A 25,519-nucleotide genomic window follows, 5' to 3' on the forward strand; every position below is an offset into this window, starting at 1 on the left:
TTAGGAGCGATCGATGCCACGTTGGACACCTCTGCTAGTCGGAGTAACTGCACTGTGGGCGGCCAGTACTGCGCAAGCAGGAAGTTTTGATCTTAACCTTGGCAATAACGCCATCGAGCTTAACCTTGCCGCGCCCGTGGCCAACGGTATCGCCATTGGAGCAGGCGTGCTGCATAGTGAATACCGCGAAGATGCCACCATGCTGCATGGTCAAATCATGGGCGTCGAGCGTAATCGGCGCATGGACATCGGTGTAGGGGCGCGCTGGACGCAGTTTAATACGGATTACGGCAATGGTGGCGGGCTAGGCTTAGGCGGCTACGGCTATGTCTATTTACCCAATGCCCCTGCGGTTTCGGTTGGGGGTTACGGCTTTTTTACGCCCAGCGTGGCCACCAGTGGCAAGCTTGATGACAGTTTTCTAGCTGGCGCTCGTATGCGCTACGATTTTACGCCTACCGTTGATGGTTATGTGGGGTATCGTCGTATGACCGCTGATTTTGACGACCAACGTAGCTCGCGCACGCTAGATAATAGCGTGCACGTCGGGGTTAATTTACGTTTTTAGTCGCCTGCGCCAGCAAATTCATGCTGGCGCCACGCTTCATAGCTAACGATAGCCACCGCGTTAGAAAGGTTCAGGCTACGATTATTGGGCTGCATGGGAATACGCAGCTTCTGTGCGGCGGGCAACGCTGCGTGCACCTCGGCAGAGAGCCCGGCGGTTTCCGAGCCAAACAGCAGCACATCGCCAGGGGCAAAGGCAGCGTTACTGTAGGCTCGGGTGCCTTTGGTGGTAATCGCCCAAATGGTGCGCCCCTGCATCGCGGTTTGAAACGCCGTGAAATTCGCGTGCCGTGTCACGTTGGCTAAGTCGCGGTAGTCTAAGCCCGCGCGACGCAGCTTTTTCTCTTCGAGATCAAAGCCTAGCGGTTCAATTAAGTGCAATCGGCAGCCGTTGTTGGCCACCAGGCGCATAATGTTGCCCGTATTGGGGGCCATCTGCGGTTCAAATAGCGCTACTTCAAACATCACCACCTGCCTATTATTGCTCATTGTGCATTCGCCAACGCCGCTGATTGTAATGGAATTTGCCCAGAAACACTTGTAGAGGTCACCCTTCGCCATGACGCCCCAACCGCCAATGAGCATCCTTAGCCGTATTAAAGGGCTCAACCCGCGCCAGCAGGAAGCGGTGCGCTATATCGATGGCCCCTGTCTTGTACTGGCGGGGGCAGGTTCCGGTAAAACCAGCGTGATCACCACCAAAATTGCCTATTTGGTGCAAGAGTGTGGCATGAGCGCGCGTAAAATTGCCGCCGTGACCTTTACCAACAAAGCCGCTCGGGAAATGAAAGAGCGCGTTGGGCAAATGCTGAAGGGTAAAGAGGGCCACGGGCTAACGGTGTCGACATTTCACAACCTGGGCCTGACGATTATTCGCGGCGAGCTAAAAACCCTGGGCTACAAACCGGGCTTTTCGCTGTTCGACCCGGAAGATGCCAAAGCGCTGCTGCGCGATTTGATGAACAAAGATGCCCAGGTAGACGCCGAGCAGATCAACGCCGTGCAGAGCAAAATTTCCACCTGGAAGAATGATTTAGTGCTGCCCAGCGATGCGCTCTCGTTTGCTGCGGATGATGACGAGCACTTTGCCGCCAGGGTCTATGAAGCCTATGTGCGCCACCTAAAAGCGTATAACGCGGTGGATTTTGACGACCTCATTCTATTGCCAGTGGTACTGCTCAGCCGCGACCCGGAAGCGTTGGAGCGCTGGCGGCGTAAAATTCAGTACATGCTGGTGGATGAGTATCAGGACACTAACGTTTCCCAGTACCTGCTGGTGAAACTGCTGATGGCCGAACGGGCTACATTTACCGTGGTTGGCGACGACGACCAGTCAATTTACGCGTGGCGAGGCGCGCGCCCAGAAAACTTGGTGACCCTGGGCGAGGATTTCCCGCGCCTGAAGGTCATCAAGCTAGAGCAGAACTACCGTTCTACCGGCACTATTTTGCGGGCGGCTAACACGCTAATTGCCAACAACCCCCATGTGTACGATAAAACCTTGTGGTCGGATATGGGCGATGGTGCACCCATTCGCGTGATCGTCAATCGCCATGAAGAAGCAGAATCCGAGCGGGTCGCCAGCGAGATGCTCACTCGGCGCATCAAAGAAAAAGCCGAATGGCGTGATTTTGCGGTGCTCTATCGGGGTAACTTCCAAGCGCGCTTATTAGAGCTCAAGCTCCAGCACTATCAAATCCCTTACAAGCTCTCCGGCGGCACGTCGTTTTTCTCCCGCAACGAGATCAAAGACACCATGGCCTACCTGCGGCTGCTGATTAACCCCGCCGACGACAACGCCTTTTTACGCATTGTGAACGTACCGCGGCGAGAAGTAGGCCCCGGCACCGTGGAAAAACTCGCTAACTACGCCACCGAACGCTCTATTTCGCTGTTTGCCGCCTGTCATGAGATGGGGCTAGAGCAAACGCTGCCCACCCGGGCCGTGGAGCGGCTAGCGCGCTTTACCCATTTTATCGACAGTGTCCGCAAGCGCATGGATCAAGACGATGCCATCGCCGCCATTCGTGACATGCTGCGGGATATGGATTACGAAGCGTGGCTCTATCAAAATGCCAGCGCGCCCACGGTGGCTGAACGGCGTATGGCCAACGTGTGGATTTTAATTGATCAGTTGGAGAAGTCGCTTAACCGAGAACCAGAAGATGCCAATGATTCCACGGCTACCGAAACAGACGGCGTGGAAGCAGCAATTTCCCGTTTAGTACTGCGGGATATTCTGGAACAGCAGGCTGAAGAGGATGACTCCGACCGGGTACAACTACTCACTATGCACGCCTCAAAAGGGCTGGAGTTCCCCCATGTCTATTTAATGGGTTTAGAGGAAGACTTGCTGCCCCACCGCAACGCCATAGAGATGGGCACCGTGGAAGAGGAACGACGCCTAGCTTATGTTGGCATTACCCGGGCGCGGCGCACACTGACATTGACGCTTGCACGCCAGCGCAAAGCCTACGGAGAGCTGATGGACTGCCAGCCCAGCCGCTTTTTAGACGAGCTGCCCAGTGATGATTTGGAGTGGGAGGGTCGCGCGGATAAAGAGGACCCGGAGAAAAAGCAGGCGCGGGGCAAGGATGCTATTGCCGGGCTACGCTCGCTGTTGGGCTAAGTGACCCTTAGCGCTATCAGTAAAAGTGAAAGTGATAGGCAAAAAAATATCCACAGGCGAGTTTAAAACCCGCCTGTGGATAACACACTCTACCGCTGGCTGCTATGAATTACTCAACTTCAGCAACCATGTAATCAACAATGGCCATGACTTCTTCATCTTCAAGACGCATGTTGCCACCTTTGGGCGGCATAGCGCCGATACCCCCAATCGAGTTGGCATACAGCTCATCGATGCCTTTATCGAGACGCTCTGCCCACGCATCTGCATCACCTAGCACGGGTGCACCCGCTACGCCGTTGTTATGGCATGCTGCACAACCAGAGCTACCGTAAAGCGCTTCACCGTCTAAGCCGTTACCAGCACTGGCGACGTCTTCTTCGCTAGCGGCGGCGGCTTCATCAGCAGCTTCTTCGGCAGCAGCTACGTCTTCACTAGCGCCTTCATCGGCCATGCCTTCCTCAGCCGTGGTTTCTTCAGCCACTGCGTCATCGGCTGCATCACCACCGCCTAGCTCGGGCACATCCATTACTGGCTCAAGTAGATAGGCCGTTGAGGCTTCCATCTCTTCATCAGAAAGGTTGGGGTTACCGCCACGGGCAGGCATTGCGCCAATACCGTTGATGGAGTGTTCCAGCAGCGTGGCAAAGCCTTGCTCGATGCGCTCAGACCAGGCCGCTTCGTCACCACGAACCGGTGCACCGGCGGCGCCTGTTTCGTGACACGCCATACAGACACGGTCATAGATGCTGGCGCCATCAATACTGTCGCCGCCGCCATTGCTAGCGGCCTCAGGGGCTGCTGCTGTGCCACACTCTTGGCCCTGTAAACAGAGCTGGCCTACGGGTGCTAGGCGCTGGGCCATTGCGTCACGTGCAGCGTCGGCATAAGCACCGGATGTGCCTGCCATGACGCCAAGGGCTGCCAGCCCGCTCATGATCAGCTTAGATTTCACTCTCACCACCTCTTGAGTATTGTCATAAAACGTTTGTGCTTAACCCCTGCGCGCACCGACCCGTTCCGTCGAAACGCCAAGACATGCGTATCGGGCTAGTATACCGAGAACCCAAAGAGTAAGAAAATGCTACTAAGCGCCGCAATTTAACCTACTTCAACCTTATTCACGAATGCTCTCCCAAAAGTGGCTCATTCCGGCCACTCTTCAGGATGCCAGGCTAATAAACGCTGTTGGGCGTAACACCTAAACCCGCAGCGTTCATAAAGCCGCTTGGCAGGCACGTTGCTAGCATCCACCGTTAATACTAACTCGTTAGCCCCCGTTTGTGCCGCCAGCGCAAAGGCGTGCTTGATGATTGCCTGGCCTAGCCCTTTTCCCCGCCACGCAGGCAGTAGCCCCATCAAGAGTAGTTCACAGCGCGGGGTGGTAGGGTAAGGCGCCAGCAGTAAGACGCCTACACACTGTTTTTCAACCCCTTTTTCACACGCTTCTTGATAGTGCACCTGATACCAATGAGCAGGCGCTTGGGGCGCCTTGGTATAGAAGCCAGCCAGCAGTTCATCCATTGAAAGCAGCTGGTGCAAAGCAGGGCAGTCTAAAGAGTCCTGGCTAACGGCCTCCACTAAGGTTAGCTGCTGTGCGGACGTTAGCGCGCTGAAAGGAACTAGGGTTATCAACGGTGTAGAAGGCTGTTTGCCTCCTGTGCTACACCGAAGATGCTCAAGTTCGGCTAGAGGCCGCATACCTTGGGCTACCAACGGCGCTTGCCACGCAAACTGCTGCGGCGCTAACAGGGTATGGCAGAGCGTAATCCTTTGCTGCTTTGCCCATTGGCACGCCACTTTTATTAGCGCAAGGCCCGTGCTATCCAGCATCTTCGGTAACCATAGCTGAGCGGTACGGTTGGCTAACGGTTGAACCCACACCGCCGCTGCAATTCGCCCAGCCTGCTGGGCTATCCATAGGCCTTGCCAGTTAAAAGTAGGGGTCTTCTTCACCTCCGCTAGCGCTTCCTGCAATCCAGGCTGCAAGGCAGCATCGTGTACTGCGGCTAAATGCAGCAGCGCCTCCCGCCGCTGGGCGGCGGGGCATTCGACAAGCGTAGCGTTCAAAAAACACCTCGCTGTGGAACGTGGAGTAATTACTCGACAGTTACGCTCTTTGCCAAGTTACGGGGCTGATCCACGTCGGTACCTTTTAGCACGGCAACATGGTAGCTGAGGAGTTGCAGCGGTAGGGTGTAAAGAAGCGGCGCCAGCGCTTCATGCACTTGGGGCAGCTCCAGTACACGAATATCATCTTGCTCGCTGATACCCACGCTGTGGTCGGCAAACACAAATAGCTGGCCGCCTCGGGCGCGTACTTCCTGCAGATTGGATTTAAGCTTTTCAAGCAGGTCATCGTTGGGCGCAACCGAAATGACCGGCATTTCACTATCTACCAACGCCAATGGCCCGTGTTTAAGCTCGCCAGCGGGGTAGGCCTCGGCATGAATATAGGAAATTTCTTTTAACTTAAGCGCCCCTTCAAGTGCGATGGGGTAGTGGGCGCCACGGCCTAAAAACAGCGCGTGGTGCTTTTCAGCAAACGCCTGCGAGAGTGCTTCAATTTGGCTATCCAGCGCTAAAACCTGTTGGCAAAGCGCGGGTAGCTGACGCAGTGCCGTGACGATCTCAGCGATCAAGTCGGTTTTTTCAGGCTGACCTTTGGCTTTGCTCACCGAGAGCGTCAGCAGCATCAGGGCGACTAACTGTGTGGTGAACGCTTTGGTAGAAGCCACGCCAATTTCCGGGCCTGCCCGGGTCATCAGCGCCATATTGGACTCACGCACCAACGAGCTGCCTGGTACGTTACAAATCGCCAAGGTACCTACATAGTTGAGCGTTTTGGCAAAGCGGAGCGCGGCCAAGGTATCGGCGGTTTCGCCCGACTGAGATAGGGTGACAAAGAGCGTGCCTTCGGGCACTACAGGGTGGCGGTAGCGATACTCAGAGGCCACTTCTACCTGCACCGGCACGCCAGCGTAGCGCTCAAGCCAGTAGCGCGCTACTAGCCCCGCATGATAGCTGGTGCCGCAGGCAATAATATGAATATGGCGGGTATTTTCAAACAGCGCCTGGGCTTCTGGGCCAAAGCTTTCCACCAGCACGCTGCTAGCACTTAAACGGCCTTCAAGGGCAGCGTTGATCACCTCCGGCTGCTCGAAAATCTCTTTCAGCATGTAATGACGGTAATCGCCTTTACTAGCGGCGCCGTCGCCGTGTTCAAAGGTATGAATGGGCCGTTCAACCCCATTGCCCTGGTGATCCACAATGCGAATAGACCCTTGCTCGCCAAGTTCTACTAAATCTCCCTCCTCTAAGTAGATAAAGCGGTCGGTGACCTGCAAAAGCGCCAGCGGGTCAGAGGCTAAAAATGCCTCATCAATTCCCACGCCCACGACGAGCGGGCTGCCCTGGCGTGCGCCAACGACGATGCCCGGCTCAGCCGCACTCATTACGCCCAGTGCATAAGCGCCGCCCAACCCGTTCACAACCTGCTGGGTGGCCTCAAACAGACCCAACCCGCTTTGCAGTTTGTCTGCCAGCAGGTGGGCGATAACTTCGGTATCGGTTTCTGAGGTAAAGGCATAACCGCTCGCTTGAAGCGTTGCCTTAATGTGTTCGTAGTTCTCGATAATACCGTTGTGCACCACGGCGACTTGATCACTACTATGGTGCGGATGAGCATTGGCTTCAGAAGGCTTGCCATGGGTAGCCCAGCGGGTATGGGCGATACCGGCGACGCCGGGCAGCGCCGACTTGGCTAGCTGCTCTTCAAGGGCTACCACTTTCCCCAAAGCGCGATGACGGGTTAGCGCGCCGTCATGAAGCACCGTCATGCCAGATGAGTCGTAACCGCGGTACTCTAGGCGTTTAAGCCCTTCTAGCAAGATTCCTTGCACATTACGTTGCGCAACCGCAGCGACGATGCCACACATAGACGATTCTCCTTGGCGTTTTAGCGCGCTTTTAGAACACTAATAAAGTAAATAACCGACCGAATTAATTGGTCTTTTTCACCGGACGCGGCCAGCCAGCTTTTTCTAGCTGCCGGCTACGGGTGACAGCCAGCGCCTGATCGCTAACGTCTTTAGCGATGGTGGAACCAGCGCCCACGGTAGCCCCTTTACCCACGGTTACCGGCGCAACAAGCGCACTATTGGAGCCAATAAAAGCGTCATCACCAATCACCGTGCGGTGCTTATTGGCGCCATCGTAATTACAGGTAATCGTACCTGCACCGATGTTAACGTTTTTGCCTAAATGGGCATCGCCCACGTAGCTTAAATGGTTGATTTTGCTGCCTTCTCCCACCTCGGTATTTTTGGTTTCAACAAAGTTGCCAACCTTAGCTTTGACCGCTAATCGCGTGCCGGGGCGAAGCCGTGCATAGGGGCCTATCTGGTTCATCCCGGCGGCTACCGTTGCTTCAATAACGCTGTGGCTCTCGATCACGCTTTCGGCGCCAATCGTGCTGTTTTTAATCACACAGTAGGGGCCAATCCGCACACCTTCACCAAGCGCTACTTCCCCTTCAAACACACATCCCACGTCAATAAACACATCGTGACCACAGGTCAGCTTGCCACGTATATCAAGCCTTGCCGGGTCAGCAAGGGCGACCCCTTGTTCCATCAGCTTATCGGCCAGCTGCTGCTGATAGGCACGCTCTAGCCGGGCCATCTGAGCGCGGTTGTTCACCCCTTCAACCTCTACCGCGGTGGCCGGTTGGGCGGTACATACTTTAATGCCCTCTTTAGCGGCCATGGCAATCACATCGGTTAAGTAGTATTCACCCTGGGCGTTTTCAGCGGAAAGCTGGGGGAGCCAGCGTTTTAGCTGGGCGCTGGTCATTGCCATAATGCCGGTATTGCATTCAGTAATCGCCAGCTGTGCGGGAACGGCATCCTTTTGCTCAACAATAGCTACCGCGTCACCTGCCTCGTTACGCACAATGCGCCCATAACCGGAAGGGTCGTCTAGAGTGACGGTTAACAGCCCCATATGCTGCTCATCCACCTGGGCTAACAGGGCATTTAACGATTCGCGTCGAATCAGCGGCACATCCCCATAAAGCACCAGCACGTTACCACTACCTAACTGGGGCTGCGCTTGGGCAACCGCGTGGCCAGTGCCTTTTTGCTCAGCCTGAATGGCAAAGGAAACGGCACTTTCAGCGAGCGCTTCGCGCAGCTGTTCAGCGCCATGACCAATCACGACGTGGGTACGCGTTGGGTTAAGCCCAGCCGCCGTATCCAGCACGTGTTGTACCATGGGCTTGCCTGCCAAGGTGTGGAGTACTTTGGGCGTTTGCGAGCGCATGCGGGTGCCTTTTCCCGCGGCAAGAATGACAATATCGAGGTCTTGCATGTTATTCACCTGTGGCCGTTTGGCGTGGGGCAGACGGGTCTTCCCAGGCATCAATACCTAGTTCCTCCACCAGCGCGTCACCGAAATAGTTGATAAATGCGGGGGTGCCAAGGCTTTGCCATTGGCCTTCATCAATTTTAATTAACAACAGCGCATTTAGATCGTGCTCTAGTGCCAGCTGCATACCGGCTTCACTGCCGGTTACGGTTAGCGCGGTGGCCCAGGCATCGGCCCACGCATTAGAAGGGTGAAACACGGAAACAGACGCTAAACGGTTATTGACCGGGCGGCCGGTGCGCGGGTCGATGGTGTGCGAGTAGCGCTCGCCATCTTCCTCAAAATAGTTGCGGTAATCGCCTGAAGTCGCCAACGACATATTGTCCAGTGGCAGTATATGTTGCGCCTCCTGCGGCCCCGTATGAGGCACTTCGATGCCGATACGCCACGGTGTTTGCTCATCAGGATGGCGATAACCACGGGCAAGAATGTCTCCCCCCAGGTTCACCAAGTAGTGCTCGATGCCCTGTTGATCAAGGTAGGCAGCTACGCGGTCGACACCGTGGCCTTTAGCAATGCCAGACAGGTCGGCGAATACATCACGCGTACGCCGCGCCTGCATGCTTTGGGTGTCTACGTCGATCGCGTCATACCCTACGATAGCTAAGCGCTCGTTTAGCTCAGCTTCAGAAGGAATTGTTTCAGGGCGCGCTTCTGGGCCAAAACTCCATAAATTGACCAAACCACCCACGGTGATATCGAACGCACCGCCACTCTCCTCGGATACCGACCGACTAATAGAGAGCACTTCAATCAATTCATTAGAGAGGGGCTGCCACTCGTTGAGGGGTGCCTCGTTAAAGGCAATAAGCTCGGCATCGTCTCGATAGGTCGACATCGCTTGATCAACGCTCTCAAGCTCTGCCAGGAACCCCTCTTCAAGCGCGTTAGCCTCGCCTTGGGTCAACGGATCCATCACCGTTACCTGATAGAAAGAGCCAAAGATAGCGCCTTCAAAACGAACGGGGGCATCCAGGGGGCGATCGTTTTCTGAACAGCCTGCAAGTAAGAAAGTGGCTAGCAGCACTACGCCGACAGCACCTGACAAACGGTGGTAGCGATTCATTATATTTCCCTTGAACAATTAGGTATGCGTATTAAAAGTGGAAAAACCACAGTAGCCAAGCACCAAACAGCACCCGGTACACTACAAACGGCTGCATCCCCAGCTTTTTAATAATAACGAGGAAGTAGTGTATACAGAGGTAAGCACTGATGCCTGATAGCAGAGCGCCCATCAACATAGCCGGCCAATCGATCAGTTCGGGGTTTTGAATCAGCCCGACCACTTCCAAGCCACCTGCCAAAATAATCACTGGAATAGAAAGCAGGAAAGAGAAGCGTGCCGCCCCTTCTCGGCTCATGCCCACCAGCAGCGCAGCGGTGATGGTAATACCGGAACGCGAAGTGCCTGGAATCAGCGCCAGCGCCTGGGCAAAGCCGATAATCAGTACATCTTTCAGGCCCAGGCTATATTCACTACGTGTCCCGCGCTTTTTCCAGTCGGCATACCCTAACAGCAGTCCAAAACCAATGAGACTGATGCCGATAATCAACGTTGAGCGCATCTGGTCTGCTATCAAATCACGGCTTAAAAAGCCTATGACACAAACGGGTAATGTCGCTAGCGCCACCCAGAATCCTAACCGGGCGTCTTCATCGACCCCTTTACCCTGTAGAGCGGTGACGCTGCTTTTGAGCATCCGCAAAATTTCATATCTAAAGTAAAGAATAACGGCGGCTAAGCTCCCTAAATGAAGGGCAACATCAAAAGCTAAGCCCTGGTCTTCCCAGGCAGTGAGCACCGGCACTAGAATTAGGTGGGCTGAGCTTGAAATTGGCAGGAACTCGGTCAATCCCTGAACTACCGCTAATACAACAACTTGTAGCCAATCCATACGGCATCCCAATGTCAGTGAATAGTAAGCGAGAATGGACACAAGAATACACGTCAGATGATGTGCTGTCCGCCTGCAAATTTTAAAACATTGACATCGTTTGTGGGGGCTTTTAGCATGGCGCTGCTTTTTAGTAGTGTTTTTAAATAAAGCAGTATTAAAAAGCTCATCGCTACAGCGTCTAACTTATAGACGATTACCTTTCTATTGATTAACGAGGTTACGAGAGCAGCCCATGGAAGATCCCAGTAGTCGATTATGCATGCGTGAGGCAGCCTGTAGGCTTGGCCCGTTAGCGCATACGACTAGCCTTTAAGCGCTCTCTGCTCTTTCAGGCTATCGTAGCCTGACACCTCTTTATTTTGCCTACCTTACTTGCTGCCTCGCGCTCATCGCGAGGTAACTGTGTTACTCGCCATTACCAATAATTGATCGTACTGCGTTTAAGATGATGCATAGTGATAGTTAAGCCCGTGATCGCAAGAAAGATCATTGCTAACTATCCTAACACTCCCTTAAGCGCCGTGGATTTATAACACTCTTATAACGCTTGCAAACTTACAAGCGTTATAAGACAGGGTTGTCTCGCCTTTAAAACGGATATTCCGGAGGCGACACATGAGCTATGCCGTATTAGCTGCGTCATTACGCAGCGCTATGCAGCGCAATGACCAAAGCGCGATTTCCCACGTTGTTTCAGAAATGCAGCCTGCTGATATTGCGGATTTTGCCCGCTATGAACCAGCCTATACCGTGCTCTCTCTGCTGATGCTGCTACCCGAGGAGCAGCGTGGCTCTACATTTGGCTACCTAGAGGCTGAACAGCAGCGCGATATTGCTGAAAAAATGACAGATGAGGAGCTCGCAAAATTAGTCTCTTCAATGGATGCAGATGAGCGTGCTGATCTGTTTCACCTTGTGGAGCCTGGCCGTCAACCGGCCATACTTCGCCAGCTCTCTAAACGTGAGCGCGATGATCTGCGCAAACTAGCCAGCTATGAGGAAGGCACCGCTGGTGCGGTAATGACGTCCGAGTATGTAGCTGTCCCTGACAACATTGACGTTGCTGAAGCGTTAAGCCTACTACGTGCTAGTGCGCCGGATGCAGAAACGATCTATCAGATCTACTGTGTGGACACGCTAGGGCGCTTAAAAGGAGCGGTTTCACTGCGCCAGCTGATCTTAGCGGCGCCTCACCTGCCCATCACGGAGCTGATGGTTGAGGATGTAGTCTTCATTACTGCGGATACGCCCCAAGAAGAGGCAAGTCGACTTATTGCGCGTTACGACTTGTTGGCGCTGCCGGTGATTAACGGAGGTGAGCGTCTAGTCGGCATCGTCACCTACGATGATGCGATGGACGTCGCCGAAGAGGAAGCCACTGAAGACATACATAAAGGCGTCTCGGTGGGCAAACTGGAGGGCAGCCTACGCTCAGCTAGTTTTTTTGAGCTCTACCGCAAACGCGTGGTGTGGCTTGTGCTGTTAGTGTTTGCCAATATTTTTTCCGGCGCGGGCATTGCCCATTTTGAAGAAACCATTGAAGCCTATATTGCGCTCGTCTTTTTCCTTCCCCTGCTGGTTGATAGCGGCGGTAACGCAGGCTCGCAGGCTGCCACGCTGATGGTTCGTGGGATGGCAACCGGCGATGTACGCACCCGTGACTGGGCAAAAATGCTAGGCCGTGAAGTAGGCGTGGCACTCGGGCTTGGCTTGACGATGGCGTTAGCAGTATCAGTCGTAGGTGTTTTCCGTGCAGGGACGGAAATCGCCATGGTGGTGGCGCTCTCCATGGTACTGATTGTGATGGTCGGCAGCCTAATCGGTATGATTCTGCCCTTCATTTTGCAGCGGTTTAACGTTGATCCAGCGACCGCCTCGGCGCCACTGGTCACATCCATTGCTGACGCGTCAGGGGTGCTGATCTACTTTGCGCTAGCTACCGCTATCCTGGGCCTGCCCAGCTAATGAATCAGGAGGTCAGCTGATGACCTTATTTGCTCAACTCTCAGCTCAATTACAGCCGCTATGGCCGCTAATGCTAGCGGCCGTTCTGGGCGCTTCCGTTGGGTTGGAAAGGCAATGGCGGCAGCGCATGGCGGGGCTGCGCACCAATGCACTGGTGGCGCTAGGCGCCGCCAGCTTTACCCTTATGTCGATGATGGTGGAGGGTGAAATCAGCCCAACACGCATGGCAGCTCAAGTGGTATCAGGCATAGGTTTTCTTGGTGCGGGTGTGATAATGAAAGAGGGTGCCAATATCCGCGGCCTCAATACGGCAGCGACGCTTTGGTGCTCAGCGGCTATCGGCGTCATGGCGGGCGCCGGGTTTTATGTGCCTGCCATCTTCGTTGCCGTCTGTATTCTGGCCGTCAATATTTTGCTGCGCCCGCTGGTTTTGCTGATTAACCGGCAGCCCATTGAAAGCAGTCAAGAGGAGGGGGATTGGCAGTACGAGTTAAACATTACCTGTCATAATGATCACGAAGCGCATATTCGTGCGTTGCTACTTCAGGGGTTACTAGGCGATGCGTTACAATTGCAAAAATTGGAAAGCGTCCATCGAGAAGATGAGCGCACAGTTCGCGTAACGGCCAAACTCTTGGCAACAGAGCGTCACGATGCCTTAGTTGAAAAAGTAATCGGACGCCTGAGCCTGGAACCATCAGTCAGCACGGCTGGCTGGGACATCTCATGACACAAATGATTGAGCAGCACCATAGCCAGGAAGCGAAGCGGGTTACGTACATCGGTGCGTGGCTAGACGGTATTCTTAGCGTGGTCAAGGTCGCCGTCGGCTTTATGGTGGGTTCAGCGGCGCTGATCGCCGATGGCATTCACTCCCTTTCTGACTTAGTGACTGACGGCTTCGTGCTGGCAGCGATTCATTATGGGCGCCAAGAACCGGATATTGACCACCATTACGGCCACGGCCGTATCGAAACCCTGACCACGCTGCTGCTCGGCAGTGTGTTGATCTTCGTTGCAGGCGGGATTGCCTGGTCAAGCTTAGACCGCCTGTTCAGCGGCACCGAGGTGGGTGCCCCTGGTATGCTGGCTATCATAGTGGCCATTTTAGCACTGCTGAGCAAAGAGTGGATCTTCCGCTACACCATGCGGGTCGCCAAGCGTGTCAACTCAAAGCTGCTTGAGGCCAATGCCTGGCACTCACGCAGCGATGCGCTCTCTACAGCAGTGGTGCTGGTGGCACTCATTGGTGCCCAGTTTGGTTTTGGCTGGTTAGATGCGGTGGCCGCGATTGTGGTTGGCTTGCTGGTCGGTAAAGTCGGTTGGGATCTGTTGTGGGAGTCGGCTAGAGAGCTGGTCGACACTGCCTTACCCGAGGATGTCCAGCAGCAAATGCACGATGTCGCCTGCAGTGTCCCTGGCGTTGATAGCGTGCATGATTTACGTACTCGCCAGTCGGCTGGCTGGGTGATGGTCGATTTGCATGTGGTCGTGGGCCCTAAAATCACCGTATCGGAAGCCCATGAAATCGGTAACGAAGTAAGCCGCCGCCTGCGCAATGGGTTTCCACTGCTCACCGATGTTATTTTCCACGTAGACCCCGAGGACGACGCCGGAGAGGGCGACCCCAGCCGTTTACCGGGCCTGCCACTGCGCCCTGAAGTGGAAGCGGCATTGAATGAGCGCTGGTATCGCCATCCTGTATGGCGAACATTAAGTGAGCTACAGCTGCACTACTTGGACGATAAAGTATCGGTTTCTTTGATTATTGGTGACGCGGTGAACCAACCCCCCCAATGCCTTGCCAGCCAGCTTAAAAGCTTAGCCAGCGATATCGAGTGGCTGGGCCATGTAGAGATCCTCTTCATTACTCGCGCTGCGAGTAATGCACCTTAATACGCGCATAAGCAGGTGGCTTAGGCAGTGGCAGCTGCCTCCCTGGCCGGCATTGTTACTACGCGTAGCCTTTTATAGCGGCCTGTGGTGGGTCATCACGGAAGGTAACGGGCATATCGGGTTAGGCGTTGTGTTAGCGCTTCTCATCGCCCTGTGCGCACCGCTCAATGTAGCCACTTGGCCGAAGCAGCTACGCTGGTGGAAGCTGCCGGGTTTTATCGGATTTGTACTCAAACATAGCCTTCTGGGTGCGCTTGAAGTGGCACGATTAGCATTAGCCCGACGCTATCAGGCCAATACGCACACCCAACACTATCGCTTTCGCCGCTTAACGCATCACCCTCAGCAGTTGCTCATGGCCAACCTGGTCAACCTAACCCCTGGCACTCTGACGCTACGGCTTCACAACGATGCGCTCGCGATTCACATTCTCCACCATCACCCGCAGGTAGAAGCGCAGCTTCAGGTGCTTGAAAGCCGCATCGCAGCGCTCTATGGTCTGAGTGATGAACCTTGAAATAGGATTTTTAAAGAGGGGTTAACCATCGTTTATTTACTGGCCAGCGCTGTGCTGCTGGCAAACGCTGTGGTATCGCTTTGGCGGCTCTACCGGGGGCCTACCAGCGCTGACCGGATGCTGGCGGTGGAGTTTTTTACGACGTCGGCGCTGGCCATCATACTGCTATTTAGTGCCTACTTTACCCTCCCGGCCTTAGTGGATATTGCCCTGCTGTTTGCCCTACTGGCCGCGCTGGGCACCGCAAATTTCGTTGTTCGCCACCACCCGCCCCAGCGAGAGGAGCCAGATAACGATGCGTGAGCTGCTGGGCGCTGGGTTTATTCTCCTGGGTATCCCCTTTTTTATTGCTAGTACAGTGGGCCTGCTGCGCTTTCCTGATGTTTATACCCGCCTACACGCCCTTACAAAGGCAGATAACATTGGTTTAGGGCTAATCTGTTTAGGCCTTGCCGTACAGGCCAGCAGTGTCGCCGTCGCCCTTAAGATAGCGCTGATTTGGGGGCTGATTCTGTTAGCATCAAGCACGGGGGCTACCTTGATTGCGACCTCCGCCATACGCCACGGCCCCGCTCCTCTGCGCCGTAATGACGACGACACCCATGCTGGCCGTTGACCTGCTACTCGCCCTAGCGGCACTCGCCACTGCAGGCCAGTGCCTACTGCTACCCGGTCTATTTCGGGCAGTGGCCAATTTGATGGCGTTTGGTCTTGTAATGGCACTTATTTGGGTGCGTTTGGAAGCCCCTGATGTGGCGCTAGCCGAGGCTGCCATTGGCGCAGGCATTACCGGCGCTTTGCTGCTCACCGCCCTTGGGCAGCTGCCTGCGTCCCAGCGCAGTATTCAACCTACGTGCGACCGTCCTTTACGCCTACTCATCCCGATAACGGCGTTGGTGCTGTTAATAGCCGGTGTACTCTGGGCAACCGTATTGGCTCTCCCTAAACCCGGTTTGGTTGAAGAAGTAGCAGCGGTACTGCCAAAGAGTGGTGCTGAGCATGCAGTGACCGCGATTTTGCTCAACCTGCGAGGTATCGATACCTTACTGGAAATCGCCGTTATGCTTTGCGCGGTTGCCGCTATTTGGTCACTCCAACAAGCGATCCCTCCGCCAGCCCTAGGCGACCACTACCCAGGCCTGCCGACGCTGGCGCGCTGGCTACACCCTCTGTTTTTATTGATGTTTAGCTATTTTCTCTGGCAAGGAACCCATGCGCCGGGGGGTGCTTTTCCCGCTGGCGCCGTACTGGGTGCTGGAGGCGTGTTGCTGCTGTTAACCGGCAGCATCGCCTGGATGCATCAACGAGATTTTAACCTGCTGCTACGCTGGCTGCTGGCGGCGGGGTTATTGCTCTTTCTAGCCACCGCGTTAGGCGGTTTACTAATGACCGGTACGCTCTACGGTTTACCGCCTCAATTAGCGGGCTACTTTATTATGGCGATTGAAGTAGCGACGGCCCTCTCTATCGCGCTCATGCTGATGGCCTTTTATCTTTTTGGGCGGCCAGGAGCCCCGCGATGACACACCTGTTCAGCAACATAGCGCTGACCACCGAAACGCTTTTCGCCTTGGTGGCTTCTCTGCTGGTGGCGCTGGCGCTGACGAGCGTGTTTACCGCGCGGCACCTCATTCGGCGCTTACTGGCGCTTAATATCCTCTCAAGCGCGGTGTTTTTGCTGCTGGTATTAATAGCACGTACCGCCGATGGTACTGATCCCGTTCCTCACGCCTTGGTGCTAACCGGCATTGTTGTGTCGGTTAGCACAACAGCCGTGGTGCTAGCGCTCTATCTGCGTCGCTACCGCATGAAGCCACCATGCTGACGCAGCCTCTCCCCCTAAGCGCTAGCAGCATACCTGTGCTGTTAGTCATCGTCCCTTTATTGCTGTGCATAGCCGCATTTACCCAGCGTTTACGGGTTAAGCATCAGTTGATTATTGGGATATCGCTAATCGCGCTAGGCAACGCCTTAGGAGCCTGGCAGCTTAGCCTTAGCCCCGAGTGGACGCTAGGCGGTTGGGCACTACCCATAGGCATACGTTGGCACCTTGAGCCCGCGGGGCTTGCGCTACTTAGCTTAACCACCGTGGTAGCTAGTGTCGCTAGCCTGACGGCCTACGGTGAAAAAGCCCAACAAGGCGAATACTGGACGCTATGGTGGTTAATGTGGGCGGCACTTAATGCCCTATGGCTCACCCAAGATCTGTTTAACGCCTATGTGGCGCTTGAGCTATTAACCTTAAGCGCCGCTGGCTTAATAGCGCTGTCACCCAAAGACCCCTACGGCTTTTCCGCGCTTCGCTATGTGATGGTGGCGCTTATTGCGTCGCTTTTGTACTTGCTGGGGGTGGGGCTTATGTACGGTACCCACGCCACGCTAGACGTCAATTTACTCAGCGAGCGGGCGTCTTCTGACATGCTGCATGGAATGGCGGCACTGTGCATGACGCTTGGGCTAATGATGAAAGCGGCGCTGGTGCCATTGCACAGCTGGTTACCCCAAGCCCACACCCGGGCCACCCCGCCGGTCAGCGCCATGTTGTCCGCAGTGGTGGTCGCGGTCGCGCTTTATTGGCTGTGGCAACTCTGGCAAGGGCCTTTCCAAGGGCTTTCGATGCAGCCACTGTTTGCCTTTTTAGGCGGACTTTCACTGCTGTGGGGAGGGTTTAATGCACTCCAACAAACGCAGTTAAAGCGCTTAATTGCCTACTCGACAATTTCTCAGATGGGCTATGCACTGCTGATCCTGAGCCTTTCCCCTGAGCTGAGCACTTACCCCCTCGCCCAGCAAGGGGCGACCACGCTGCTGGTTGCCCACGGTTTGGCTAAAGCTGGACTATTTTTAACCGCCGGTTTCCTGGTGGCTTATCACCAAAGCGACCAGTTGCGGCAGCTTACCGGCAGTGCCTATCGGCTGCCCTGGCTGTGGGCAGGCTTTGCCCTCTCAGCGGCCAGCTTAATAGGGCTACCGCCCAGCGGTGGCTTTGTCGGTAAATGGTGGCTTTTTATAGGGCTTTTAGAGCAACAACGCTGGTTAAGCGCCATCGCTTTTCTCCTGGGAACACTGCTGACCGCCGCTTACTTAGCCCGCGTGCTTACCATTGCGTTGCGCCCGGCAGCGGGCGCTCAAATAACGCTGGCCCCTAGCGCCCTCTCTGCACTCGCTCCCTTACTGCTCGGCGGGTTAGCGTGGTGCGTGGGGATTATTTTATTAATTCAGCATGATTACCTTTCACTGCCTCACATTGACCGTACCAGCGGTTTTTTTGCGCTACCGGCACTGCTGATTTGGCCGTTAGTGCTCGCTTGGCAGCACTGGCGCCCCTCACCACCCTCACACTTTTTCAGCGTACTGCTGTGGCTAAGCGCACTGCTCCATGCCGTTGCTCTGACTGCTCAAGAGTGGCTGACGTTTTATACCGCGCTGGCTTGGCTGGGAGTGATGGGGTGGCTGTTGATTTTACACGGCACAAACCGTACTGCTGCACAGCTCTATTTGGCCATGATGCTGCTCGCAGAGGTCTTACTGTTTGCCGCTACCGCCAGCCTGGTACTACAGGGAGCGCTCAGCGTTACAAACGCCACCTTTGCCACTCTTTCAACAGGCACAGCGCTGCTCATAGGGGGAGGATTAGCCATTAAAGCAGGCGTGTTAGGCGTACACGGCTGGCTACCCATTGCTCACCCTGCTGCACCTGCGTTGGCCAGTGCGCTGCTGTCTGGTGTGATGATTAAGCTAGGTATTTTAGGGTTACTGCGGCTGACACCCCCAAACGCTGAAGGTTTGCCCATTGGCCAACTGCTGTTTTATTGGGGATTAATGGGCGCACTTTATGGCGGCATACGCGGCACGTTAGCAACACTGCCTAAAGCGGTATTGGCATGGTCCAGCGTCGGCCAAATTGGGCTATTAACAGCAGGGCTTGGCGCACTGCTCTGGATACCTGAAAGTGATGCCCTGCGTACCGTTCTTATGCTACTGGTGATTAGCCATGGCCTCGCTAAAGCGGCGCTGTTTATTGGCGCAGGGCCATGGCGTTACCTTGCGGGCTACCAGCGATGGTGGGTAGCTGCAGGCATGGTTATCGCTGCCCTTTCACTGGTGGGCGTACCGTTGAGCGGCGGGCTATATATTAAAAGCTGGCTGACCTACGCAATGAACAGCCAAGGCTTAGCGGGAGAGCTATTAACCCTGGCCAGTGTGGCAACCGCAGGCGCCATGCTGCGGTTCGGTTGGTTACTTTTAAAACATCCGACTGAATCAACGCTCGACGGCAAAACGTCACCACACCGCTGGCTCTGGGGGGGATGGTTTGTGCTCTGCGCCAGCGCTTGGCTAGTGCCGCTTATTTGGTGGTGGTGGCTGCCCTACCCCGGAAGCTGGTTAGCAGCCAACATAAAAGCCCTAGGGATAATCATGGTTAGTGGAAGCGCTGCCGTAGCAATAGCGTACCTGCGTATAACCAGCGCTTTTCAGCTGCCTCCATTGCCGCTGCCGCAACGCATACCACAATGGGGCCAGGCAAGCCGCGTTCGGCTTGCCTGGCGCATTGAGCGCCAGCTACGGCACTGGCCCGTCATCGGTCTTATGCTGCTCATTGTAGCTGGGCTTTTTCTAGCGATATATTAAAGCATAGCGTTTGAGGTTATAGCGGTTCGCTACATGCTTACATCAGCCAAAATGGCGGTGGCAATACTGAAGTAAATCAGTACGCCCGTGGCATCAATCAACGTAGTGACCAACGGTGCTGATGCCGTCGCCGGGTCGACTTTAAAGCGCTCTAGCAAAAATGGCAGGCACATACCCATTATGCTGCCAAATATCACAATCGTGACCATACTAAGCGCAACGATCATACCTACTGCTTCACCACCGCGCATAACGCCTATCGGTGCTACTGCTAACGCCATTGTCAGGCCCAGTGACCCGGCTACCAGCAGCTCACGGCCAAGCATTTTGCTCCAATCTTTGACACCCACATCACCGGTTGCCATACCGCGCACCATCAGCGTTGCTGCCTGGGCACCCGCATTACCCCCACTACCAATCAGCAGTGGTAAGAAGAAGACCAGCGCCACTTGAGCAGCAATGGTGTCTTCAAAGTAAGCAATACCCGCGCCTGAAAACAGATTGGCAAACACCAGCAGTACTAGCCAGAAGACCCGTTTACGATAAAGGCTCCATAGCGGTACACGGCTAACGCCATCTTCCAGCTGGCCGATCGACATCCCCTTGTGGATATCTTCAGTGGCCTCTGATTCGGCGACATCCATCGCGTCATCGTGGGTGACAATCCCCACCATGCGACCGTCAGCGTCGACCACAGGTAAAGCGAGTAAGTCGTAGCGGGCGACAATACGCGCGACTTCTTCCTGCTCTTCATCAACGGGGGTGTGGATAACATCTTTAATCATGATGTCATCCACCAGCGCACCTGGGCGTGCCACCATTAACTGACGCAATGACATCGTACCGATCAGTTGCCCTTCACTATCAAGCACATAAAGCTGATAAACCGTTTCCGCATCGGGGGCGGTTTGGCGCACCCGCATCATGGCTTGCGACACCGTCATGCCACTGGCTATTGCCACATAGTCAGAGGTCATGATGGCGCCTGCGGTGCCCTCTTCATAACTCGATAGACGCTTTAGGTCTTCCCGCTCTTGATGGGCCATACGGCGCAGCAGCGCCTCGCGGCGATCTTCATCAAGCAAGTTGAACAAGTCAGCCCGCTCATCAGAGCCCATCTCCCCAAGAAGCTTAAGCACCTGGGTATCCGACAACTCACCGACGACTTCAAGCTGGCTTTCACCCGGTAAGTAACCCAGTACGTTAGCTGCTCGCTCGGTAGAGAGGATATCAAGTACTGACAGCGCTGCAGGCAACTCCTCATCATCTTCGATGAGCTCTTCAAGCACTTCACCAATATCTGCCGAACGTATTTCCGAGAGCCGTTCGGAAAGCAGAGCTTTACTCGGCTCTTCTTTAACCAACTCGTCTAGAAGCTCATTTTTTAATTCCTGCAAGGTTTCATCATTCAATGACATCGCTATCTCCCTTTTTGCAGGCCCGTTTTAGCCGATAAAGTACTGCAGACAAACGTCAATGACTGCATACGCCGCTTATATTAACAGACAAAAAAAACGCCCCTTAAACCCTAACGGGTTCAAGGGGCGATTTATACACGCCAGAGGCGTGTTTTTAGCCTTTACCAGCCTTTTTACGCAGCTGCTGGATCGTTCGCAGCTGGGCAACGGCTTCGGCAAGTTCAGCAGCAGCGCGGGTATAATCCAGCTCCGCTGACTTCTCGTTAAAGGCCTTCAGCGCTTGCTGACGCGCATCTTCAGCGGCGGCCTCGTCGAGGTCTCCCGCACGCGCCGCAGCGTCTGCCAGGATCGTCACGACGGTCGGCTGGACTTCCATGAAGCCACCCGAGACAAAGAAGTTTTCTTCCTTGCCACCATCGAGGATCACGCGGATCGGGCCCGGCTGAAGCTCGGTCAGCAGCGGGGCGTGACCCGGCAAAATGCCCAGGTCACCCATAATCCCGGAAGCGACTACCTGCTCAACTTTACCTGAGAAGATAGATGCTTCAGCGCTGACGATATTGCAAGTGAAGCTATTCGCCATAGCGAATCCCCCTAATGGACGGGATTACTTCTTCATCTGGTTGGCTTTGTCGACAGCTTCGTCGATGGAGCCGACCATGTAGAAGGCCTGTTCCGGCAGATCGTCATACTCACCCGCAAGGATACCCTGGAAGCCGGTGATGGTATCTTTCAGAGAAACATACTTACCGGGCGAACCAGTGAATACCTCGGCAACAAAGAACGGTTGCGACAGGAAGCGCTGGATTTTACGCGCACGGGATACGGCCAGCTTATCTTCATCAGACAGCTCATCCATACCCAGAATCGCGATAATGTCCTTCAGCTCTTTGTAACGCTGTAGAACGTTCTGTACACCGCGAGCGGTAGCATAGTGCTCTTCACCAACGACCAACGGATCCAACTGACGTGAGGTAGAGTCCAGTGGGTCGATGGCCGGATAGATGCCTAGCTCAGCGATAGAACGCGCCAGTACAACGGTGGCGTCCAGGTGCGAGAAGGTGGTCGCCGGCGACGGGTCAGTCAAGTCATCCGCAGGTACATAAACCGCCTGCACAGACGTGATAGAACCGGTTTTGGTCGAGGTGATACGCTCTTGCAGAACGCCCATCTCTTCCGCCAGTGTTGGCTGGTAACCTACCGCAGACGGCATACGACCCAGCAGGGCAGATACTTCGGTACCGGCCAGGGTGTAGCGGTAAATGTTATCAACGAATAGCAGTACGTCGCGGCCTTCATCACGGAATTTCTCAGCGATGGTCAGGCCAGTCAGCGCTACGCGCAAACGGTTACCGGGCGGCTCGTTCATCTGACCGTAAACCAGCGCTACCTTATCGATAACGTTGGACTCAGTCATTTCATGATAGAAGTCGTTACCCTCACGCGTACGCTCACCTACACCGGCGAATACAGAGTAGCCGCTGTGCTCGGTGGCGATGTTGCGGATAAGCTCCATCATGTTAACGGTTTTACCGACACCTGCGCCGCCGAACAGACCAACTTTACCACCCTTAGCAAACGGGCAGACCAAGTCGATAACTTTGATACCGGTTTCTAGCAGCTCGTTAGAAGCTGCCTGGTCGGCATAGCTCGGTGCTTTACGGTGAATCGGCATACGCTCTTGCTCACCGATATCGCCTGCTTCGTCAATCGGCTCGCCAAGTACGTTCATGATACGGCCCAGCGTTTCCTTACCTACCGGTACGGAAATCGCGGCACCTGTGCTGGTCGTTTCCATGCCACGCTTCAAGCCCTCAGTGGAGCCCATGGCGATGGTGCGCACCACGCCGTCGCCCAGCTGCTGCTGGACTTCGAGGATGGTCTCAGCATTGGAGACCTTCAGCGCGTCGTAGACCTTGGGCACAGAGTCCCGCGGAAACTCTACGTCAATCACCGCGCCGATGATTTGTACGATACGTCCGCTCATCTTGGTTCCTCTCAAAAACCTGCAAATGAAACCTGTCTGCCGGGAGCCACCTAAGTAATGGCTAGCTCCCTAGGCGTTATACGGCAGAAGCGCCGCCGACGATCTCGGAAATTTCCTGGGTGATGGCGGCCTGACGGGCCTTGTTGTATACCATCTCCAGATCGTCGATCAGGTTGCCCGCGTTATCAGTGGCACTCTTCATAGCGATCATTCGGGCGGCCTGTTCGCACGCTCCGTTTTCGACTACCGCCTGATACACCTGCGATTCGATGAATCGAACCAACAGGCTGTCTAGCAACGCCTTGGCATCCGGTTCATACAGGTAGTCCCAGCTTCCGGGACGGGCGTTTTCTTCGTCATGCCTTGCCTCTGCGCCCATATCAGGCGACAGCGGAAGAATCTGGCGTACAACGGGACGCTGCGTCATGGTATTAACAAACTCGTTATATACCACGAAGACACGATCTAAACGTCCATCATCGTAGGCTTCAAGCATGACCTTAACACTACCGATCAGACCCTCAACACTCGGTGCTTCACCTAATCCGCTCTTGGCGGCAACTAGGTTGCCTCCGTAGTTGCGGAAGAAAGCACCCGCTTTAGAACCGAGGGCACAAAAATCCAGCTCAGCGCCTTCCTGTTTCCAGGCCATGGCGTCTTTCAACACCGCCTTAAACAGGTTGACGTTCAAGCCGCCACACAAGCCACGGTCGGTAGATACCACGATATAGCCAACACGGCTGACGGGGCGTTCCACCATATAACGGTGCTTGTCTTCCTGCTCCACGTCAGCGTCAGCAATGTGAGCAACCACATTACGGATTTGGTTAGCGTAGGGCTGACTGGACCTCATCAGATCTTGTGCTTTACGCATTTTAGATGCAGCTACCATTTCCATGGCACTGGTGATCTTTTGCGTATTTTTAATGCTCCCGATCTGGGTGCGTATCTCTTTTGCAGCTGCCATAGCGATCTACCCTTCGTTCGTGGCTCTCAGAAAGCATGCAAGCCCGCCCGCAGGCGGGCTGGACATTACCAGCTCTGAGTCGCCTTGAACTTCTCGAGACCCGACTTCAAGCCGTCCTGAATCTCGCCATTGTAGTCGCCGGTCTGGTTGATCTTGTCGAGCAGGTCGCCGTGCTCAGACTTCATGTAGTCGTGCAGGGCACGCTCAAAGTCCAACACTTTATCGACGCTCACATCATCCAGGTGACCTTCGTTAGCGGCGTACAGAGACAGCGCCATTTGCGCCACAGACATCGGCGAGTACTGGTTCTGCTTCATCAGCTCAGTGACGCGCTGACCGTGCTCAAGCTGCTTACGCGTGGCTTCATCAAGATCAGAAGCAAACTGCGAGAATGCCGCCAGTTCACGGTACTGAGCCAATGCCAGACGTACGCTACCACCGAGCTTCTTGATGATCTTGGTCTGTGCTGCACCACCTACACGGGAAACCGACAGGCCTGCGTTAATCGCCGGACGAATACCGGAGTTAAACAGGTTAGTTTCCAGGAAGATCTGACCGTCGGTGATCGAGATCACGTTGGTCGGTACGAACGCAGACACGTCGCCACCCTGGGTTTCAATGATCGGCAGCGCGGTTAAGGAACCGGTTTTACCTTTCACTTCACCGTTGGTGAACTTCTCAACGTAGTCGACGTTAACACGCGCGGCACGCTCAAGCAGACGGGAGTGGAGGTAGAAAACGTCACCCGGATAAGCTTCACGGCCCGGCGGACGACGCAGCAGCAGAGACACCTGGCGATAGGCCACGGCCTGCTTGGAAAGATCATCATAAACGATCAGTGCGTCTTCACCGCGGTCGCGGAAATACTCACCCATGGTGCAGCCAGAGTATGCGGCCAGGAACTGCATGGGTGCCGGATCGGCAGCGCCTGCAGCCACCACGATGGTATGTTCCATCGCGCCATGCTCTTCTAACTTACGTACCACGTTAGCAATAGTCGACTGCTTCTGACCGATGGCCACGTAGACACAGGTAACGCCTTTGCCTTTCTGGTTGATGATCGCATCGATAGCAATAGCCGATTTACCAATCTGGCGGTCACCGATAATCAGCTCACGCTGACCACGACCGATTGGCACCATGGCATCGATAGATTTCAAACCGGTTTGGATTGGCTCATCAACGGACTGACGGGTAATAACGCCTGGCGCTACTTTTTCTACCGCGTCGGTCATTTTTGCGTTGATGTCGCCTTTGCCGTCGATGGGGTTACCCAACGCATCGACAACACGACCAATCAGCTCAGGGCCCACCGGCACTTCAAGAATACGACCGGTACACTGGGCGGTCATGCCTTCTTCAAGCTGCAGGTAGTCACCCAGGACAACGGCACCTACGGAGTCGCGCTCCAGGTTAAGTACCATGCCGAAAATGCTGTTGGGGAATTCAATCATTTCACCAAACATCGCGTCTTCGAGGCCGTGAATTTTCACGATACCGTCGGAAACGCTGACGATGGTGCCCTGATTACGGGCTTCGGATGCGACGTCAAGCTTTTCAATTCGCTGCTTGATGATGTCGCTGATCTCGGAAGGATTCAGTTGCTGCATGCC

The 25,519-nt window shown here is 54.9% G+C and carries 23 protein-coding genes; 11 read left to right on the plus strand and 12 right to left on the minus strand.

The window, feature by feature from the left end:
* Nucleotides 1-13: 13 nt before the first annotated feature.
* Complete coding sequence (locus tag P8S54_RS11105; RefSeq protein WP_281441797.1) at nt 14-568, plus strand: YfaZ family outer membrane protein; 555 nt, start codon at nt 14-16, stop codon at nt 566-568.
* On the opposite strand, the gene P8S54_RS11110 is transcribed toward P8S54_RS11105, so the two are convergent.
* The gene (locus tag P8S54_RS11110; RefSeq protein ID WP_281444097.1) at nt 565-1,032 is read right to left on the minus strand and encodes a tRNA (cytidine(34)-2'-O)-methyltransferase; all 468 of its coding nucleotides are present in this window, start codon (nt 1,030-1,032) and stop codon (nt 565-567) included. The two genes, P8S54_RS11105 and P8S54_RS11110, sit on opposite strands and share 4 nt — an antisense overlap.
* Nucleotides 1,033-1,126: 94 nt before the next feature.
* On the opposite strand from P8S54_RS11110, the gene rep reads away from it, so the two are divergent.
* Complete coding sequence (rep, locus tag P8S54_RS11115; protein WP_281441798.1) at nt 1,127-3,196, plus strand: DNA helicase Rep; 2,070 nt, start codon at nt 1,127-1,129, stop codon at nt 3,194-3,196.
* A 109-nt stretch (nt 3,197-3,305) separates the two neighbouring features.
* Here the strand turns inward: rep and P8S54_RS11120 are convergent, their stop codons facing one another.
* The 6 genes from P8S54_RS11120 to P8S54_RS11145 all read right to left on the minus strand — a co-directional run bounded on the left by P8S54_RS11120 (nt 3,306) and on the right by P8S54_RS11145 (nt 10,521).
* Nucleotides 3,306-4,151 (minus strand): c-type cytochrome, encoded by an 846-nt coding sequence (locus P8S54_RS11120; protein WP_281441799.1) that lies wholly within the window; start codon nt 4,149-4,151, stop codon nt 3,306-3,308.
* A 191-nt stretch (nt 4,152-4,342) separates the two neighbouring features.
* On the minus strand, nt 4,343-5,266 hold the full coding sequence (locus P8S54_RS11125) for a GNAT family N-acetyltransferase (protein WP_281441800.1): 924 nt from the start codon (nt 5,264-5,266) through the stop codon (nt 4,343-4,345).
* A gap of 29 nt (nt 5,267-5,295) precedes the next feature.
* A complete protein-coding gene (gene glmS / locus P8S54_RS11130; protein ID WP_281441801.1) occupies nt 5,296-7,134 on the minus strand; it encodes a glutamine--fructose-6-phosphate transaminase (isomerizing) in 1,839 nt (612 codons plus the stop codon).
* A 64-nt stretch (nt 7,135-7,198) separates the two neighbouring features.
* On the minus strand, nt 7,199-8,566 hold the full coding sequence (gene glmU, locus P8S54_RS11135) for a bifunctional UDP-N-acetylglucosamine diphosphorylase/glucosamine-1-phosphate N-acetyltransferase GlmU (RefSeq protein ID WP_281441802.1): 1,368 nt from the start codon (nt 8,564-8,566) through the stop codon (nt 7,199-7,201).
* A 1-nt stretch (nt 8,567) separates the two neighbouring features.
* Complete coding sequence (locus P8S54_RS11140) at nt 8,568-9,689, minus strand: FAD:protein FMN transferase (RefSeq protein ID WP_281441803.1); 1,122 nt, start codon at nt 9,687-9,689, stop codon at nt 8,568-8,570.
* 31 nt (nt 9,690-9,720) lie between these two features.
* The gene (locus tag P8S54_RS11145) at nt 9,721-10,521 is read right to left on the minus strand and encodes an undecaprenyl-diphosphate phosphatase (RefSeq protein ID WP_009098135.1); all 801 of its coding nucleotides are present in this window, start codon (nt 10,519-10,521) and stop codon (nt 9,721-9,723) included.
* Between the two features lie 618 nt (nt 10,522-11,139).
* On the opposite strand from P8S54_RS11145, the gene mgtE (P8S54_RS11150) reads away from it, so the two are divergent.
* Genes mgtE (P8S54_RS11150) through P8S54_RS11190 form a run of 9 tightly spaced genes read left to right on the plus strand, consistent with a single transcriptional unit; the run spans nt 11,140 to nt 19,534 of the window.
* The gene (mgtE, locus tag P8S54_RS11150) at nt 11,140-12,489 is read left to right on the plus strand and encodes a magnesium transporter (protein WP_009098134.1); all 1,350 of its coding nucleotides are present in this window, start codon (nt 11,140-11,142) and stop codon (nt 12,487-12,489) included.
* A gap of 19 nt (nt 12,490-12,508) precedes the next feature.
* Nucleotides 12,509-13,219, plus strand: coding sequence for an MgtC/SapB family protein (locus P8S54_RS11155; RefSeq protein ID WP_009098132.1), 711 nt, complete (start codon nt 12,509-12,511; stop codon nt 13,217-13,219).
* Entirely contained in the window at nt 13,216-14,385 is a 1,170-nt protein-coding gene (locus P8S54_RS11160; protein ID WP_281441804.1) for a cation diffusion facilitator family transporter, read from the plus strand. The genes P8S54_RS11155 and P8S54_RS11160 overlap by 4 nt, the downstream gene beginning before the upstream one ends.
* Before the next feature lie 52 nt (nt 14,386-14,437).
* Nucleotides 14,438-14,902 (plus strand): Na+/H+ antiporter subunit E, encoded by a 465-nt coding sequence (locus P8S54_RS11165; protein ID WP_281441805.1) that lies wholly within the window; start codon nt 14,438-14,440, stop codon nt 14,900-14,902.
* 51 nt (nt 14,903-14,953) lie between these two features.
* On the plus strand, nt 14,954-15,205 hold the full coding sequence (locus P8S54_RS11170; RefSeq protein WP_009098125.1) for a monovalent cation/H+ antiporter complex subunit F: 252 nt from the start codon (nt 14,954-14,956) through the stop codon (nt 15,203-15,205).
* Entirely contained in the window at nt 15,198-15,518 is a 321-nt protein-coding gene (gene mnhG, locus P8S54_RS11175) for a monovalent cation/H(+) antiporter subunit G (RefSeq protein ID WP_281441806.1), read from the plus strand. Before P8S54_RS11170 ends, mnhG begins: the two co-directional genes overlap by 8 nt.
* A complete protein-coding gene (locus tag P8S54_RS11180) occupies nt 15,490-16,425 on the plus strand; it encodes a hydrogenase subunit MbhD domain-containing protein (RefSeq protein WP_281441807.1) in 936 nt (311 codons plus the stop codon). The genes mnhG and P8S54_RS11180 overlap by 29 nt, the downstream gene beginning before the upstream one ends.
* Entirely contained in the window at nt 16,422-16,727 is a 306-nt protein-coding gene (locus P8S54_RS11185; RefSeq protein WP_009098120.1) for an NADH-quinone oxidoreductase subunit K, read from the plus strand. The genes P8S54_RS11180 and P8S54_RS11185 overlap by 4 nt, the downstream gene beginning before the upstream one ends.
* On the plus strand, nt 16,721-19,534 hold the full coding sequence (locus tag P8S54_RS11190) for a proton-conducting transporter membrane subunit (RefSeq protein ID WP_281441808.1): 2,814 nt from the start codon (nt 16,721-16,723) through the stop codon (nt 19,532-19,534). Before P8S54_RS11185 ends, P8S54_RS11190 begins: the two co-directional genes overlap by 7 nt.
* A gap of 29 nt (nt 19,535-19,563) precedes the next feature.
* Here P8S54_RS11190 and mgtE (P8S54_RS11195) read toward each other — a convergent pair whose 3' ends face one another.
* From mgtE (P8S54_RS11195) to atpA, 5 genes are all read right to left on the minus strand, one after another.
* Nucleotides 19,564-20,952: a magnesium transporter gene (gene mgtE / locus P8S54_RS11195; RefSeq protein WP_281441809.1), complete on the minus strand. Its 1,389-nt coding sequence runs from the start codon at nt 20,950-20,952 to the stop codon at nt 19,564-19,566.
* A gap of 154 nt (nt 20,953-21,106) precedes the next feature.
* Entirely contained in the window at nt 21,107-21,535 is a 429-nt protein-coding gene (locus P8S54_RS11200) for a F0F1 ATP synthase subunit epsilon (RefSeq protein WP_281441810.1), read from the minus strand.
* 24 nt (nt 21,536-21,559) lie between these two features.
* On the minus strand, nt 21,560-22,939 hold the full coding sequence (atpD, locus tag P8S54_RS11205; protein WP_281441811.1) for a F0F1 ATP synthase subunit beta: 1,380 nt from the start codon (nt 22,937-22,939) through the stop codon (nt 21,560-21,562).
* A gap of 76 nt (nt 22,940-23,015) precedes the next feature.
* Nucleotides 23,016-23,906, minus strand: a complete 891-nt coding sequence (gene atpG, locus P8S54_RS11210) for a F0F1 ATP synthase subunit gamma (RefSeq protein ID WP_281441812.1) — start codon at nt 23,904-23,906, stop codon at nt 23,016-23,018.
* Between the two features lie 65 nt (nt 23,907-23,971).
* Complete coding sequence (gene atpA / locus P8S54_RS11215) at nt 23,972-25,516, minus strand: F0F1 ATP synthase subunit alpha (RefSeq protein ID WP_281441813.1); 1,545 nt, start codon at nt 25,514-25,516, stop codon at nt 23,972-23,974.
* Nucleotides 25,517-25,519 lie beyond the last annotated feature (3 nt).

Origin of the sequence: Halomonas sp. M1, from assembly GCF_029581375.1 — a bacterium.
Classification (GTDB): domain Bacteria; phylum Pseudomonadota; class Gammaproteobacteria; order Pseudomonadales; family Halomonadaceae; genus Vreelandella.